Here is a 14,828-nt window from a genome sequence, read left to right as displayed (position 1 = left end):
TTGTTCCCTGATGTCCCCAACGCACGCGACATGTGACGATGGCGATGTTATGGCTGACCAAAAGACTCTTGCCGAACCCGGTGGCGACGCGCCGTACCGCCGGATGATGCGCCCCATGGAGGGCCGGCTGCTCGGCGGCGTCGCACAAGGGCTCGCGGCTCAGCTGAAGCTTGATCCGGTAGTGATCAGGTTGATGTTCGTGCTGCTCAGCGTGGTGGATGGTGTCGGCATGGTGGCCTACGCCGTGCTCTGGATGATCACGCCCCGCAAGCCGCACGAGGGGCAGCAGTCGCCACAGCGCGACTGGAGCCAGCTCGCGGCGTTCAGCGCGATCGGTGTGGCGCTGTTCGCCGCGAGCTGGCTGACCGGTGCCTCCAAGGGAGGCATCGGCCTGCTGCCGTTCGCTGTGGGCGGCATCGGCGCGATCATCCTGTGGCAGCAGGCCGATCCCGAACGCCGCCGGAACTGGGTGAGCGGGGCGACCAAGAGCATCAGGAAGAACCGGGTGCGCACGCTGCTCGGCATCGCGCTCGTCGTCATCGGCGCGGCGGGCTTCCTGGCCGCCCAGGGAGAGTTGTCCAAGGCCAGGCCCGGCCTGATGTTCACCATCGTGGTGGTCGGCGGGCTGGCGGTGATCGCCGCGCCCTGGCTCGCGGGCCTGTGGAAGGAACTGCAGCTGGAGCGGCGCGAGCGCATCAGGTCGGAGGAGCGGGCCGAGGTCGCGGCCATGGTGCACGACTCGGTTCTGCACACGCTCACGCTGATCCAGCGCGTCGCGCACGACCCGCGCGAGGTCACCAGGCTGGCCCGCGCGCAGGAGCGCGACCTGCGCAACTGGCTCTACCAGCCCGCCCAGGACGCCGACGCGACGCTGGCCGCGGCCGTACGGAGGATCGCCGCGGAAGAGGAGGACGCGCACGGCGTGCCGATCGAGGTGGTCTGCGTGGGCGACATCCCACTCGACCCGGCCGGCAAGCTGGCCGCCATGCTGAAGGCGTCGAGGCAGTCGATGGTCAACGCCGCAAAATACTCTGGAAGTCCTTCTATAGCCGTCTATGCAGAGGTAGAGGGCGAAGAAGTCACGATTTTCGTGAGAGATCGTGGCAAGGGATTCGACCTCGACGCGGTGCCTCTCGACAGAATGGGGATCAGGGAGTCCATCATCGGGAGAATGGAACGTCACGGCGGTGCCGCCAGACTGCGCACCGAGCCCGGTGAGGGGACAGAAGTGATGTTGACGATGAAGGTGGAGACGCAATGACCAGGGTGCTGATCGTCGACGATCACCGGCTGTTCCGCGCGGGCGTACGAGCCGAGCTGGGCGACACCATCCAGGTCGTCGGCGAGGCCGAGGACGTCGAGACGGCGGTCAAGGCGATCGCCGAGCTCAGCCCCGACGTGGTCCTGCTCGACGTGCACATGCCCGGCGGCGGCGGGCAGGAGGTGCTGCGCAGGGTGCTCGGCGCCGGTTCGCAGGTACGTTTCCTGGCGCTGTCGGTGTCCGACGCGGCCGAGGACGTGATCGGCGTCATCCGCGGCGGCGCCCGCGGCTACGTGACCAAGAACATCAGCGGCAAGGAGCTGACCGACGCCATCCGCCGGGTGGCCGAGGGCGACGCGGTCTTCTCGCCGCGGCTGGCCGGGTTCGTGCTCGACGCGTTCGCCTCGTCGGAGGCGCCGTCCATCGATCCCGAGCTCGACTCGCTGACGCAGCGCGAGCGCGAGGTGCTCCGCCTGATCGCCCGTGGCTACGCCTACAAGGAGATCGCCAAGGAGCTGTTCATCTCCGTCAAGACGGTCGAGACGCACGTGTCGTCGGTGCTGCGCAAGCTCCAGCTGTCCAACCGGCACGAGCTGTCCCGCTGGGCCACCGCCAGGCGGCTCGTCTAGCGGCTTTGCCCGTTTGTCTCATGCGGAGGCCGAGGTGCTGGCTTAGTTGGCTCTGGCATGCGACATTTCCAGAATGGGCAGGGACGTACCGGTCGTCGTGTTCAGCCGAGACGATCGACGGAAATATCGGGATAAGGTGCGGCGATGCCTTGATGTCTTCGCCCAGATGCTCCGCGAGGCCCGCTTCGAGGCCGACCGCGACCGGCCCCTCGCCGGGCTGGAGATCGAGCTCAACATCGTGGACGCGGCGGGCGAGGCGGCCATGTGCAACGCCGCGGTGCTCGCCGCGATCGAGCAGCCCGACTGGGCCACCGAGCTGGGCCAGTTCAACATCGAGATCAACATCGAGCCCCAGGAGCTGGGCGGCGACGGGCCGCTCAGGCTGGAGAACGACGTCAGGGCCCGGCTCAACCACGGCGAGGAGCGCGCCCAGTCCGAGGGCGGCCACCTGGTCCTGATCGGCATCCTGCCCACGCTGCGCGAGCAGGAGATCGGCGAGGGCGCGCTGTCGGCCAACCCGCGCTACCGGCTGCTCAACGAGCAGATCTTCGCCGCGCGCGGTGAGGACCTGCACCTGTCGATCGAGGGCGTCGAACGCCTCGACACCCACGCCGACAGCATCACCCCCGAGGCCGCGTGCACCAGCGTGCAGCTCCACCTTCAGGTCAGCCCGGAGCAGTTCGCCGCGCACTGGAACGCCGCCCAGGCCATCGCCGGACCGCAGGTGGCCGTCGCCGCGAACTCGCCGTACCTGTTCGGCAAGGAGCTGCACCGCGAGACCAGGATCACGCTGTTCGAGCAGGCCACGGACACCCGTCCCGCCGAGCTGAAGGCCCAGGGTGTACGGCCGCGCGTCTGGTTCGGCGAGCGGTGGATCACCAGCGTGTTCGACCTGTTCGAGGAGAACGTCCTGTACTACCCGGCGCTGCTGCCGCTCTGCGAGGACGAGGACCCGCGGGCCGAGCTGGAACAGGGCCGCATCCCGGAACTGCACGAGCTGACCCTGCACAACGGCACGATCTACCGGTGGAACCGGCCGGTGTACGCGGTGGCCGACGGCGCCCCGCACCTGCGCATAGAGAACCGGGTGCTGCCCGCCGGGCCGTCCGTGGTCGACATCGCGGCCAACGCGGCCTTCTACTACGGGCTGATGGCCGTACTCCCGCATGCCGAGCGGCCGATCTGGAGCCAGATGTCGTTCGCCGCCGCCGAGGACAACCTGAACAGCGCGGCCAGGCACGGCCTCGACGCCCGCCTCTACTGGCCGGGCCTGGGCGAGGTGTCCGCCGGGGAGCTGATCCTGCGCCGCCTGCTCCCGATGGCCCACGAGGGACTCAGCAAGTGGGGCGTGGACCGGCCCGTGGCCGACCGGCTGCTCGGGGTCATCGAGGGCCGCTGCCTGTCCGGCCGTACCGGGTCGACCTGGCAGGTGGAACGCGTGCAGGCGCACGGCGGCGACCGGCACGAGGCGCTGCGGGCGATGACACTTGACTACATAGAACGCATGCATGGCAACGAACCGGTGCACACTTGGGACGTGTGATGCCGATGCGACGATCCTTGGCCGTTGTCCTGGTGTTACTCCTGGCCGCGTGCGGGCTGTCCCGGCCGGCCTCCCTGGACGCTTCGGGGGCCGACACGTTCGAGGGTGACGTACGGACCGCGCGGGAGCTGACGGAGGCGTTCTGGAAGCAGCAGTTCAGCACCCTCGGCCGGACTTATCGGCCTGTTGCCGATTTTGTCCCCTATTCCGGTACGTCCGGGCCGAGCTGTGGCGGCGAGCCTTCCGTGCCGAACAACGCCTTCTACTGCCCTGCCGGCCATTTCATCGCCTATGACCAGGACTGGATGGAGTCGCTCTGGACCGAGATGGGGGACGGCTCGGTCTACCTGATCATTCCCCACGAGTTCGGGCATTCGGTGCAGGCGCAGCTACGGGCCGGGTTCGAGCTGAACGTACAGGCGGAGCTGCAGGCCGACTGCTACGCGGGCGGCACGCTCGCCTCGCTGGTCAACGCGGGCGCGCTGCGGGTGGAACCGGGGGACGAGGACGAACTGTTCCGCAACCTGGAGGCGGCGGGCGACCCCACAGACGACTGGCTCAACCCCAGCGCCCACGGCACGGCCGAACAACGCCAGCAGGCCTTCACCAACGGCGTCCAAGGTGGCGTGGCCGCCTGCTGAGAAGCTGCGGCTGGGGATGTACTCGCGTGTCAACCCAAAGGATGATGCGGCCGATCATGACGTCGGCATACCGTTGCCCCATGCCATTGGGAGAGATCGGCTGGCTGCGCGGGGGCGCCTGCAGATCCAGCGATCCTGAGCTGTTCTTCCCGCTCGCGCCCTCCGCCACACAGGAGGCGCGAGCCAAAGCGATCTGCGCCACCTGCCAGGTCCTGACCGACTGCCGCTCATACGCGCTGAGCGCGGGGGAGGCGGACGGCATCTGGGGCGGCCTGACCCCGGAGGAACGCCGCCGCTCCCGCTTCCCCTCAGGATGGCGCAGCCCAGCCGCCACCTAGCGGCACGCGACGTAGCCTGCAGGGGTGCTACTTCGCTCGATCGCCGTCCTGGCCGTGGCCAACGTCCTGAACAACCGGGTGGCGCCCCGGCTCGCGCCCCTGACCTCCGCCGCCGCGACCGCCGCCCTGGTGGCCATGGCGCGGCGGTCCGGGGTGTCGTGGCAGGAGCTCGGGTTCGAACACGGGCAAAGGGGCGCGGGGATCGGCGGTGCCCTGGCAGCGGGTGTCGCCGCCGTCTACACGGCCGGTGTCACGATGCCGCGCACCCGGCCGCTGTTCCAGGATGACCGGGCCCTGTCGCTGTCGCGCGCACGCGTCCTGGAGGAGGCGCTGGTCCAGGTGCCCCTGGGCACGGTTCTGCTGGAGGAGGTGGGCTTCCGCGGCGTCCTGCACGGCACACTCCGCCGTACGCACGGAAGCGTCGTGGCAACGGCGGTGTCGTCGGCCCTGTTCGGGCTGTGGCACATCCTCCCGGCAATGGACATGGCCCGCGCCAACCCCGCGCTCGGCGCCCTGACGGCCGGCGAGACGCCGGGCCATCTGGACACGGCACGGGTGGTGACGGGCAGCGTCATATCGACGGCCGCGGCAGGCGTCTTCTTCTGCGAACTACGCCGCCGAGGCGGCCTGACGGCCCCGACCATGCTGCACCTGGCAACCAACTCCCTCGGCTATCTCTTCGCCAGAATCGCCGGAAAACAGCCCCCACCCAGCAAATGAGAGCGGCCCCGCAAGAACGCCTCAGACCGTCTGCTCCCGGCCTCCGCAACGGCTGGCCCGTTCCCCAGCCGGCCCAGCCCCCAGAGGGCCTGAGGACGGTTCAGAGCCGCGCCGGTCCGGGGGTAAGGCCCGGCACCCACTCCACGGCAGGCCGGGACGGCCCAGGGGTGGGGGTCAGGCGGTGGTGACGGTTTGGAAGCCTTCCGCGTAGTGGCCTTCGCCGAAGCCGGCCTGCTCGCCCCACGAGGCGAAGCGGCTCTTGACGAAGTCGGCGAAGCCCTCCACGTGGGCCACCTGGCTGACGTGCGACTGCAAGGCCGTCAGCTTGCGGTCGATCGCCTCTGTGATGTCCGTCCAGTGGTTGGGGGTGGAGCCGCCCATGAGCCAGACCTCGCGGACCGTCCAGGCCGCCAGGCCCTCTTCCTTGACCAGTTCGGGGAAGGCGTACGGGTTGCGGGCGTCGGGGTAGACGGCGTCGAGTGTGGAGCCGCCCACCGCGCGGTGGTCGGGGTGGCTGGGGGCGATGAACTGGTAGTTGCGCTCGGGGTGGTGGGTGATCACCAGGTCGGGGCGTACCTGGCGGATGACCCTGGCGATGTCCTTGCGCAGTGCCAGCGACGGCACCACGGTGCCGTCCGCGCGGCCGAGGAAGCGGACGTCCGTGACGCCCACCGCCTTGGCGGCCGCCGTCTGTTCGGTCCTGCGTAGTTCGGCCATGCCGGTGTTGTCGAGCGTACGTTCGTTGCCGCCCGCGTCGCCGTCCGTAACCAGCAGGTAGGTGACCTCGACACCCCGATCGACGAAGAGTGCCACCGTGCCCGCGGCACCGAAGTCGGCGTCGTCGGGATGCGCGGTCACGACAAGTACCCGGTTGATCTCGTTGTCGGCCAGCATCTGTTCCCTTTCGGATTGTCCATTGACGACAACCAGCGGCTCGTGGCGGGCATTCCGGACGCCGACCGATGGGGCCGCGGTTCAGGAGCCGGGGTCCGATCGGTGGGGTCAGGTTGGGGATTCCAGCCGTCAAGGCGCCGATTGTCGGTGGAGAGTCTTAACCTAGGTGCGTGCCGACCCAAGTCTCTGTTGACCACCCCTTGCTCGATGGCCTCAACCCGCAGCAGCGGGAGGCCGTGATCCATCACGGCGGTCCGCTGCTGATCGTGGCGGGGGCGGGTTCAGGAAAGACGCGGGTGCTCACCCATCGCATCGCCTACCTGCTCGCCGAGCGTGAGGTGCATCCGGGCGAGATCCTGGCGATCACCTTCACCAACAAGGCCGCGCGCGAGATGAAGGAGCGCATCGACCGGCTCGTCGGGCCCAGGTCCAAGGCGATGTGGGTGATGACGTTCCACAGCGCCTGCATGCGCATCCTGCGCCGCGAGGCCAAGCGGCTCGGGTTCCCCTCCAGCTTCTCCATCTACGACCAGGCCGACTCGCAGCGGCTGATGGCGATGGTGTGCAGGGAGATGGACCTCGACCCGAAGCGCTACCCGCCGCGGTCGTTCTCCGCCCAGGTGAGCAACTTCAAGAACGAGCTGGTCGACTACGAGACCGCGCTTGACAAGGCGGGCTCCCACCTGGAGAAGGTGCTCGCGGAGGCCTACAAGAGCTACCAGCGCAAGCTCACCGAGGCCGGCGCGATGGACTTCGACGACATCATCATGAACACGGTGACGCTGTTCCAGCTCTTCCCCGACGTGGCCGAGCACTACCGGATGCGGTTCAGGCACGTGCTCGTCGACGAATACCAGGACACCAACCACGCCCAGTACATCCTGATCAGGGAGCTGGTGGGCCGCCCCGACCTGCGCACGACCGACGGCGAGCTGGTCCGTTCGGGCGCCGACCAGTCGGAGCTGTGCGTGGTCGGCGACGCCGACCAGTCGATCTACGCCTTCCGCGGCGCGACGATCCGCAACATCCTGGAGTTCGAGCGCGACTACCCCGACGCGCGCACGATCCTGCTGGAACAGAACTACCGCTCCACCCAGAACATCCTGGCCGCCGCCAACGCCGTCATCTCCCGCAACGAGTCGCGCAAGCCGAAGAACCTCTGGTCCGACCAGGGCGACGGGTCCAAGATCGTCGGTTATGTGGCCGACAACGAGCATGACGAGGCCATGTTCGTGGCCCAGGAGGTCGATCGGCTCAGCGACGAGGAGGGCGTCAAGGCCGGCGACGTGGCGGTCTTCTACCGCACCAACGCGGCCTCCCGGGTGTTCGAGGAGATCTTCATCCGCACCGGCCTGCCGTACAAGGTGGTCGGGGGCGTGCGCTTCTACGAGCGCAAGGAGGTCAAGGACCTGCTGGCCTACCTGCGCGTGCTGGCCAACCCCGCCGACGTTGTGTCGATGCGCCGCATCCTCAACGTGCCCAAGCGCGGCATCGGAGACCGGGCCGAGGCGATGCTCGAGGCGCTCTCGTCGCGCGAGCGCATCTCCTTCTGGGACGCGCTGCGCAGGGCCGACGAGGCGTACGGCATGGCGACGCGGTCGCTCAACGCCGTGCGCGAGTTCGTCGCGATGATCGAGGAGCTGATCGGCAAGGCCGAGGGCATGCCGCCGTCGGCGCTCGCCGAGGAGGTTCTGGTCGCCACCGGCTACCGCGCCGAGCTGGAGGCTTCGGAGGATCCGCAGGACGAGTCCCGGCTGGAAAACCTCAACGAGCTCATCTCGGTGGCCTCGGAGTTCGAGGATGCCAATCCCGAGGGCACGCTGGTGGAGTTCCTGGAGCAGGTGTCACTGGTGGCCGACGCCGACCAGATCCCCGAAGCCGACGGCGGGCAGGGCGTGGTCACGCTGATGACCCTGCACACCGCCAAGGGGCTGGAGTTCCCGGTCGTCTTCCTGACGGCGATGGAAGACGGCGTCTTCCCGCACGTCCGCTCGCTGGGCGAGCCGAAGGAGCTGGAGGAGGAGCGCCGGCTGGCCTACGTCGGCATCACCAGGGCCCAGAAGCGCCTCTACATCACCCGGGCCGCGGTACGCAGTTCGTGGGGTTCGCCGTCGTTCAACCCGGCCTCGCGGTTCGTCAGCGAGGTGCCGGTGCAACTGCTCGACTGGCGTACCCCGCCGGAGAAGTCGGCGTGGAGTGCGGCGACCCGGCGCGAGCCCGCCAAGACGGCGGCGCCGAAGAAGGGCGCCCGCGTGGTGCCCACGCTGGCGCCCGGAGACCGGGTCACGCACGACGCGTTCGGGCTGGGCACCGTCGTCGCGGTGGACGGGGTGGCGGAGAAGACCAAGGTCAAGATCGACTTCGGGAGCGGAGGCGAGAAGACGCTGCTCCTCGCCTACGCTCCGCTGGAGAAGCTCTAGCTCTTGGCGGCAGTGCCCTTGGTGAGGGCGCTGCCCTTCTTCCACTCGGTCCAGTTGAGCTGCCAGTAGCCCCAGCCGTTCTGCCAGCCGAGCTGGCGCTTGGTGCCGGTGATCTTTACGACGTCGCCGCGCTGGGCGATGCCGTAGAACCACTTGGCGCCGGCCGGGGTGGCGCGGACGCAGCCGTGGCTCTGGTTAGAACGTCCCAGAAACTGGTAGTAGCCGGCGCTCTGGTGCACGTACTCGCCGCTGTCGGAAATGCGCACGGCCCACGGGATCTCCTCCTTGTAGTACTGAGGGTCCTTGGGGTCGGTGACGCCCATCCACGCCGAGGTCATGGTCTCCAGCGGCTTCTTGTTCATCGTGAGGTGAGTGCCGCTGGTGGTCAGGTAGACGTCCACGCCGTTCTTGACCATGCCGCCCCGGCCCGCGCTGATCGGGATCGACTTGACCAGCTTGCCGTCGCGCCGGACCTTCATCACGTGGCTACGGGTGTTGACCACCGAGACGTTGGAGTAGCCGACGGCGAAGCGGCGGCTGACGTCCTTGGCGGCCTCGTTACCGGGAATCTGGCTCAGGCGGGCGTTGAGCTGAACCTTCTGGTGCGGGCGCCAGTACGTCTTGGTGCGGTAGATGACCTTGCGGTCGGAAACCCAGCGCCAGGCACCGTCGACCTGCCGCTCCGCCTGCACCTGCAGTGCGGCCTCGGCCGCCGCCCGGTCGGGCACGTCGCGGTCGAACGTCACGATGATGGGGAAGCCGACACCCACCTTCTCCTTGGCTTCACCTTCGGGGGTGATGTCGGCGATCTCCAGCTTGGCCTTCTTCGCCGCGACCTTCTGTACCGAGGTTCTCGGTACGGCCCGCTTCGGTGCGGCCGCACCGGCTGCGGGAACTGAGGTGGCGGCGGCCTGAGCCACCGGGGCAGGCGTTCCTTCCGTGGTACAAGCCGCCACTGTGGTGATCAGGGCGGCCACAGCCAGCATCCGGGGGAGGGGATTCAAGGGTTACTCCAGGACTATGTGCTACTCATGAGGCGTCTCATAAGTGAGACAACCAAAAGAGGTCGTACGTGGACGCTCGGCTGTAACGATCACATAACACCTCCTGAGCTGCGGGTTTGGGGCGTACCCCCGGCTCAGTCCTTGAGCTCAGTGGTGACCTGGTTCGCGGGCGGGGACTTGATCGAGACCTTGGTGCCCCAGCCGGTGTAGCGGGTGTCGGTGGTGACCGCCTTCCCTTCCCACCAGGAGATGTCCAGGAAGTCCGTGGCCTGCCACGTGGTGGTCAATCGGCTCGGGAGCCCCTTGCCGTCGACCTTGAGGGTGTACGTGACGGTGGCCTCGGTGTCGCTGCGCATCGGGATCGAGCTGCTGAACCAGGGGGAGATCTTGAAGAGCTGGCTGAAGGTGATCTGGCCGCGGTAGGTGGACCCGCTGAGCTTGCCGTTCTTCACCAGGGCCGCGAGCGTCGCCGGCTCGGCCGGGCTCACCACCTGGCCGAACCAGCTGCTCATGGTGGTGAGGTTCATTTTGCTGTACGTCTTGAGCCAGGTCTTGCCCTTCGGCAGGTCCTCGCTCAGGTCGCCGCCCGTCACCCATGCGACGTCACCGATCGCGATCGTCCGCTCGGGCGTGGTGTTGTGCCCGTCGTACAGCGGGCTGGAGAACTTGCCGGTGATGTCCCAGCCGGTGAGCCCCTTCTTGCCGAACCGGATCTTGCCGGTCCGCACGACCAGCGGGTCCTTGTTGATGCTGCCGACGAACGCGCTGGTGTCCGTGAAACGAACCCCGTGCCCGGCCACGAGCTGGGCTTTCAGTGCCGCGACAGGGTTCTTGGCGGCCGCCTGGGCGGGAGCGGATGAGATGAGTACGGCGACGGCGGCCGTAAGTGCGGTGATCATGAGTTTCATGAGGGGCAATCCTGCCGACAAATGATCACAACTGCACCTCATTACTTGCCCGAGAAAGCCACTGGTCCGTCTTGCCCAGGGGGACTCCGGCACCGGACTTCGCGGATGACGCCGGGCTTGGCGGGGGACCCAATAGGGTGCCGGGATGCGGGTACTGATTTCGGGTGGGGCGGGGTTCATCGGGAGCACGATCGCGTCGGCGTGCCTGGACGCGGGGATCACGCCGGTGATTCTCGACAACCTGGTCACGGGGCGGCGGGAGTTCGCCGAGGGCCGGACTTTCTACGAGGGCGATATCGCCGACGGGGCGCTGGTCGACAAGATATTCGCCGAGCAGCCGGGCATCGAGGCGGTCATTCATTGCGCGGCGCTGATCGTGGTGCCGGATTCGGTGGCCGATCCGGTCGGCTACTACCGGGCTAATGTCACCAAGAGCCTGGAGTTCGTGGATCACCTGCTGCGCAACGGGTGCGGGCGGATGATTTTCAGCTCGTCGGCGTCGATTTACCGGACCGGGGACGATCATACGGTCGACGAGAGGTCGGCCCTCGACCCGCAGAGCCCGTACGCGCGGACCAAGGCGGTGTGCGAGGCGATGTTCGCCGATATCGCGGCGACGCGGCCGATCAGAGTGCTCTCCCTGCGTTACTTCAATCCGATCGGGGCGGATCCGGCGATGCGCACCGGGCTGCAGTTGCGGCGGCCCAGCCATGCGCTGGGCAAGCTGATCGGCGCGCACGAGGAAGGTGTGCCGTTCGGGATCACCGGCACCGACTACTCGACGCGGGACGGGTCCGGGATTCGCGACTACGTACACGTCTGGGATCTGGCGGCGGCGCACGTGGCCGCTCTGCAGCGGTTCGACGCGCTGTCCGACGCCGAAGCGGTCATCAACCTGGGCACCGGGTCGGGGACGACCGTCCGGGAGCTGGTCGACGCGTTCAACCGGGTGGTGGCCCGGCCGGTCGAGGTGGTGGAGACCGAGCGGCGGCCCGGCGACGTGGCGGGCGCCTACACGCGCAGCGATCTCGCGGACCGGCTGCTGGGGTGGCGGCCGCGCTACTCGATCGAGGACGGGATCAGGCACTCGCTCGAATGGGCTGCCCTTCGGGACTCGCGCCTCGCCGGATGACCTGCCTGCCTGTTCGGTCCGGCGAGTCTGGACCAAGAGGTCGTTCGGCGGTACGATTCGTACACGAACTGTTCGTATGCGAAAGGAACGATGGACGAGGCGGAGGCGGCACGTGAGGTCGCGCGGCTCTACCCGGCCGTCTACCGGCGGTTCAAGGCGTCCAAGCGGCCCATCGCGGCCGGGCTGACCGCGCGGATGCATGCCGTGCTCGGTCACCTCATGGCCGCCGGGCCGTTGACGCTCGGTGAGCTGACCGAGCACCTGCAACTGTCCAAGGCGGCCACCACCGAGCTGGTCGACCGGGTCGAGGAACGCGGGCTCGTGGCCAGGATCAGGGACGAGCGTGATCGGCGGCGGGTGTTCGTCGGGGTCACGGACGAGGGGCGGGCGGCTGCCGCCACGGCCTCGCCGCGCGTGCTGGCGGACGATCTGCTGGCGCGGGCCGTACACGACATGACGCCGGAGGAACGCGAGGGGCTCATCACCGGGCTCCGCGCGCTGCTTCGGGAGGAGGGCAACGATGTCCGCTGACGAGAACGTGAGCTGCGAAAGCTGTGGGATGCCGATGAACTCGGCCGAGGATCACGCGCCCGGACATCCGGAGAGCACGTGGTGCCGGTTGTGCAGCAAGCCCGACGGCGCGCTGCAGGACTTCGACGAACGGTTCGAGCGCATGGTCCAGTGGCAGACGCAGCGCACCGGCCGGCCCAGGGCCGAGGCGGAGGAGGCCACCAGGGCCTACATGCGGACGATGCCCGCCTGGCGCGGCCACCCGAGGCTCGTCCCGTGAACATCCTCGGGGTGGACAACATCCTGGTCGGCGTGGGCGACCTGGCGCGGGCCAAGGAGTTCTACGGCGGCGTGCTGGGGCTGCGGGAGAAGTTCTCGACGGAGGAGCTGGCGCTGTTCGCCATCGGCGCCGAGACTCCCGGGCTGCTCGTACGGGTGCGGGAGGGGCGGCCGGGCTCGATGCGGGTGTGGCTTGAGGTGCCCGACGCCCGCGCGGTGGCGAAGGAGGTCGGCGGGGAGGCGTTCGAGGTGTTCACCGGGTGGACGGTCGAGATCGCCGACCCGTGGGGGAACGTCATCGGGCTGACCGACTACGCCAAGCAACCCCGCCTCTCCCGCCTGACGACGGGAGAGGCGTGAGCCCCACTGCCTCACGATCAAGCTGAGCGGATGCTCGGTTACTTCACGATCCGGCTGAGCGGGAGCTCCAGCGAAGGAATCGTGTCGTCGTCCGTGCCGGTCTTGGGCGTGTCCGTGACCTGGTCGGCCGGCGGTGCCGTGATCTTCACCGCGCTGCCCCAGCCGCTGTAAAGGGTCTCGACGCTGAGGCCCGCGCTCTCAGGCGCGCCTACCCCCAGCGCGGCCAGCGAGAACGTCGAGACCAGCCGGGAAGGCAGGCCATTGGCGTCGACGGTGAGCTTCCAGGAGATGGCGACCTTCGCCGTCTTCTTGCTGGGCGTGCCGAGCAGGAGGTTGCCGCGGAAGGACGGGGAGATCCTGCGCAGTTCACCCACGGTGATCTTGCCCGCGTAGCCGCCCTTGGCCGCCTTGGCGCCCTTGATCAGGGTCTTGATCGTGGCCGCCTCGGTGAGGTTGAGCGGCTGGCCGTAGACCCCGGTCAGACCGGAGAACGGCGCGTTCGGCACCTTGAGCCAGGTCTTGCCCTCGGGCAGCACCTGCGACCAGAAGCCGCCGGACATGTACGACGTCTTGCCGACCGTGATCGTCCGCTCCGGCGTGGACAGGGCCTTGAAGGCCTTGGCGTCCTCGTCGTCTTCGGCGGGCGCGGGGCCCAGAGCCTTGACGTTGAACTTGCCGACGATGTCCGATGCGGCGACGCCCGAGTTGCTGAACTGGTAGGACCCCGTCCGGCGGGTGATGATGTCGCGCCTGCCGCCCTGGATGGCGGTGGAGCGCTCGCTGAACTTCACACCCTTACCGGCGACGAACTGCTTCTTCACCGCGGCCACCGGGTCCTTGGCGGCAGCCGGTGCCGCCTGTGCCGGTCCGGCCGTGATGAGCGTGGCGGCTGACGCTAAAGCCAGCCCCGCGATGATGCGCTTCATATCAATGCCCTCGTCTCTTGATTTACGGAAGCGGGAGGATCTTGCCAAACAAAGATCACAACGATATCTCAGACGATTGTCCGCAGAGGGGAAAATATGTGGATTTTTCGTGCAGAAGGGCCCGGACGCGGTCCGGGCCCTTCTGTGGAAATCTCTGACTATTCGGTGTTGCCCTCGTCATCGGGCGGAACGCTGACGTAGTTCCGGTCGATGGCGGCCGGCGGCTCGGGAGCCTTCTTCATCAGGTCCTTGAAGTCCACGACCTGGTCGGCGGGAGGCGCGGTCACGTTCACCGCGGTGCCCCACTCGGTGTATCGGCTTTCGGTCGAGGCGCTGAGGGTGACCTTCTTGGTGACCCGCATAGACCACGAGATGGCCAGTCGCTTGACCAGTTTCTGCGCGTCGAGTGTGAGCCGCCAGGAGATGACGGTTTTGGCCGGCTTGCCGGTCGGCTTCGTAGCGATCTGCTCGCGGAACGTCGGCGACACCTTGTACAGCTCGGCGAAAGTGACCGAACCGCGATACTGGGCGCCGCGCACCGTTTTGGTCTTCGCCAGCAGATATTTCAGCGTCGCCGGTTCGAAGACGTTGATGAGCTGGTCGCCGTAAGCGGCTGACGACGGGCTGCCGTTCATGCCGATCCAGGTCTTGTTCTCGGGCATGAGCGTGCCGTAAAGACCGCCGTTGACGTACAGGCGCTTGCCGGCGCTGACCAGGTAGATCCGCTCGGTGAGCAGATCGACGGAGTCGGAGATGGAGGCGTCCTTCGCGGCCATCTTCTCCAGCCGCGCCCGCTCTTTCTCGGTGAGGATCGGGGTGCGGGTGTTCTCGGCGCCCGCGATGCCCTTGGCGTCGAAGCCGATCACGCCCTGCCTGTCGGCTCGGGTATAGGACTCACGGCCGACCGTGATGCTGGTGTGCTCGGTGAGCTTGACTCCCTGCCCCGCGACGAACTGCTTCTTCAGTGCCGCCACCGGGTCCGCCGGTTTGGCCTGCGCGAACGCGGGGCCGGCCACGGCCAGCGCGGAAACTGCCACCGCGCCGGCGATCCATCGCCTCATAGATGTGGGTGCCCTTCTTCAGATGTCCCGAAATATCGTGCTGAAGTGAGATCACTGTCACATAACGGGATATCCGAGACCCGATGACCTGGGCAGGTCAAGCTTGGGGCTAGGCTTCACTGGCGGAAACGCCCGGCACGCACGCACGGGGTGGCCCGGGCCGTCGAACATTCAGTCGGACAAGCGTCGAACATCAGTCGGA

Annotated in this window: 16 protein-coding genes; 11 read left to right on the top strand and 5 right to left on the bottom strand. The window is 67.9% G+C overall.

Translation table 11 applies throughout. From position 1 onward, the window contains the following. Positions 1–49 precede the first annotated feature (49 nt). The 6 genes from AB0F17_RS49800 (at position 50) to AB0F17_RS49775 (ending at position 5,132) form a co-directional block, all read left to right on the top strand. Positions 50–1,261, top strand: a complete 1,212-nt coding sequence (locus AB0F17_RS49800) for a PspC domain-containing protein (RefSeq protein ID WP_358038822.1) — start codon at positions 50–52, stop codon at positions 1,259–1,261. Next, positions 1,258–1,890, top strand: a complete 633-nt coding sequence (locus AB0F17_RS49795; protein ID WP_358038819.1) for a response regulator transcription factor — start codon at positions 1,258–1,260, stop codon at positions 1,888–1,890. Before AB0F17_RS49800 ends, AB0F17_RS49795 begins: the two co-directional genes overlap by 4 nt. Before the next feature lie 136 nt (positions 1,891–2,026). Then, entirely contained in the window at positions 2,027–3,433 is a 1,407-nt protein-coding gene (locus AB0F17_RS49790) for a glutamate--cysteine ligase (RefSeq protein ID WP_358038816.1), read from the top strand. A gap of 5 nt (positions 3,434–3,438) precedes the next feature. Beyond that, complete coding sequence (locus tag AB0F17_RS49785) at positions 3,439–4,074, top strand: neutral zinc metallopeptidase (protein WP_358038813.1); 636 nt, start codon at positions 3,439–3,441, stop codon at positions 4,072–4,074. 80 nt (positions 4,075–4,154) lie between these two features. Further along, positions 4,155–4,412 (top strand): WhiB family transcriptional regulator, encoded by a 258-nt coding sequence (locus AB0F17_RS49780; RefSeq protein ID WP_358038811.1) that lies wholly within the window; start codon positions 4,155–4,157, stop codon positions 4,410–4,412. A 24-nt stretch (positions 4,413–4,436) separates the two neighbouring features. After that, positions 4,437–5,132: a CPBP family intramembrane glutamic endopeptidase gene (locus AB0F17_RS49775; protein WP_358038808.1), complete on the top strand. Its 696-nt coding sequence runs from the start codon at positions 4,437–4,439 to the stop codon at positions 5,130–5,132. Positions 5,133–5,306: 174 nt separating this feature from the next. Here the strand turns inward: AB0F17_RS49775 and AB0F17_RS49770 are convergent, their stop codons facing one another. Continuing rightward, positions 5,307–6,026 carry a PIG-L deacetylase family protein gene (locus tag AB0F17_RS49770; RefSeq protein ID WP_358038805.1) on the bottom strand — a complete coding sequence of 240 codons (720 nt, stop codon included), beginning with the start codon at positions 6,024–6,026 and terminating at the stop codon, positions 5,307–5,309. Positions 6,027–6,226: 200 nt separating this feature from the next. Here AB0F17_RS49770 and pcrA point away from each other — a divergent pair, with 200 nt between their 5' ends. Continuing rightward, positions 6,227–8,446 (top strand): DNA helicase PcrA, encoded by a 2,220-nt coding sequence (gene pcrA, locus AB0F17_RS49765; RefSeq protein WP_358039121.1) that lies wholly within the window; start codon positions 6,227–6,229, stop codon positions 8,444–8,446. On the opposite strand, the gene AB0F17_RS49760 is transcribed toward pcrA, so the two are convergent. Together AB0F17_RS49760 and AB0F17_RS49755 are read right to left on the bottom strand one after the other, a co-directional pair. Then, positions 8,443–9,450 carry a L,D-transpeptidase gene (locus tag AB0F17_RS49760; RefSeq protein ID WP_358038802.1) on the bottom strand — a complete coding sequence of 336 codons (1,008 nt, stop codon included), beginning with the start codon at positions 9,448–9,450 and terminating at the stop codon, positions 8,443–8,445. The genes pcrA and AB0F17_RS49760 overlap by 4 nt on opposite strands. Positions 9,451–9,584: 134 nt before the next feature. Then, on the bottom strand, positions 9,585–10,358 hold the full coding sequence (locus AB0F17_RS49755; RefSeq protein WP_358038799.1) for a hypothetical protein: 774 nt from the start codon (positions 10,356–10,358) through the stop codon (positions 9,585–9,587). A gap of 145 nt (positions 10,359–10,503) precedes the next feature. On the opposite strand from AB0F17_RS49755, the gene galE reads away from it, so the two are divergent. From galE to AB0F17_RS49735, 4 genes are all read left to right on the top strand, one after another. Beyond that, the gene (galE, locus tag AB0F17_RS49750) at positions 10,504–11,490 is read left to right on the top strand and encodes a UDP-glucose 4-epimerase GalE (RefSeq protein WP_358038796.1); all 987 of its coding nucleotides are present in this window, start codon (positions 10,504–10,506) and stop codon (positions 11,488–11,490) included. Positions 11,491–11,580: 90 nt separating this feature from the next. Then, positions 11,581–12,021: a MarR family transcriptional regulator gene (locus AB0F17_RS49745; protein ID WP_358038793.1), complete on the top strand. Its 441-nt coding sequence runs from the start codon at positions 11,581–11,583 to the stop codon at positions 12,019–12,021. Beyond that, a complete protein-coding gene (locus tag AB0F17_RS49740; RefSeq protein ID WP_358038790.1) occupies positions 12,011–12,280 on the top strand; it encodes a zinc ribbon domain-containing protein in 270 nt (89 codons plus the stop codon). The genes AB0F17_RS49745 and AB0F17_RS49740 overlap by 11 nt, the downstream gene beginning before the upstream one ends. After that, positions 12,277–12,639, top strand: a complete 363-nt coding sequence (locus AB0F17_RS49735) for a VOC family protein (RefSeq protein WP_358038787.1) — start codon at positions 12,277–12,279, stop codon at positions 12,637–12,639. The genes AB0F17_RS49740 and AB0F17_RS49735 overlap by 4 nt, the downstream gene beginning before the upstream one ends. A 38-nt stretch (positions 12,640–12,677) precedes the next feature. On the opposite strand, the gene AB0F17_RS49730 is transcribed toward AB0F17_RS49735, so the two are convergent. Together AB0F17_RS49730 and AB0F17_RS49725 are read right to left on the bottom strand one after the other, a co-directional pair. Then, entirely contained in the window at positions 12,678–13,565 is an 888-nt protein-coding gene (locus AB0F17_RS49730) for a hypothetical protein (protein ID WP_358038784.1), read from the bottom strand. Positions 13,566–13,723: 158 nt separating this feature from the next. Next, positions 13,724–14,626: a hypothetical protein gene (locus AB0F17_RS49725; RefSeq protein WP_358038781.1), complete on the bottom strand. Its 903-nt coding sequence runs from the start codon at positions 14,624–14,626 to the stop codon at positions 13,724–13,726. Positions 14,627–14,828 lie beyond the last annotated feature (202 nt).

The organism is Nonomuraea sp. NPDC026600 (assembly GCF_040638335.1).
Classification (GTDB): domain Bacteria; phylum Actinomycetota; class Actinomycetes; order Streptosporangiales; family Streptosporangiaceae; genus Nonomuraea.
The sequence above is the reverse complement of the archived record's forward strand: the minus strand, read 5'-3'. Positions and strand labels throughout refer to the sequence as shown.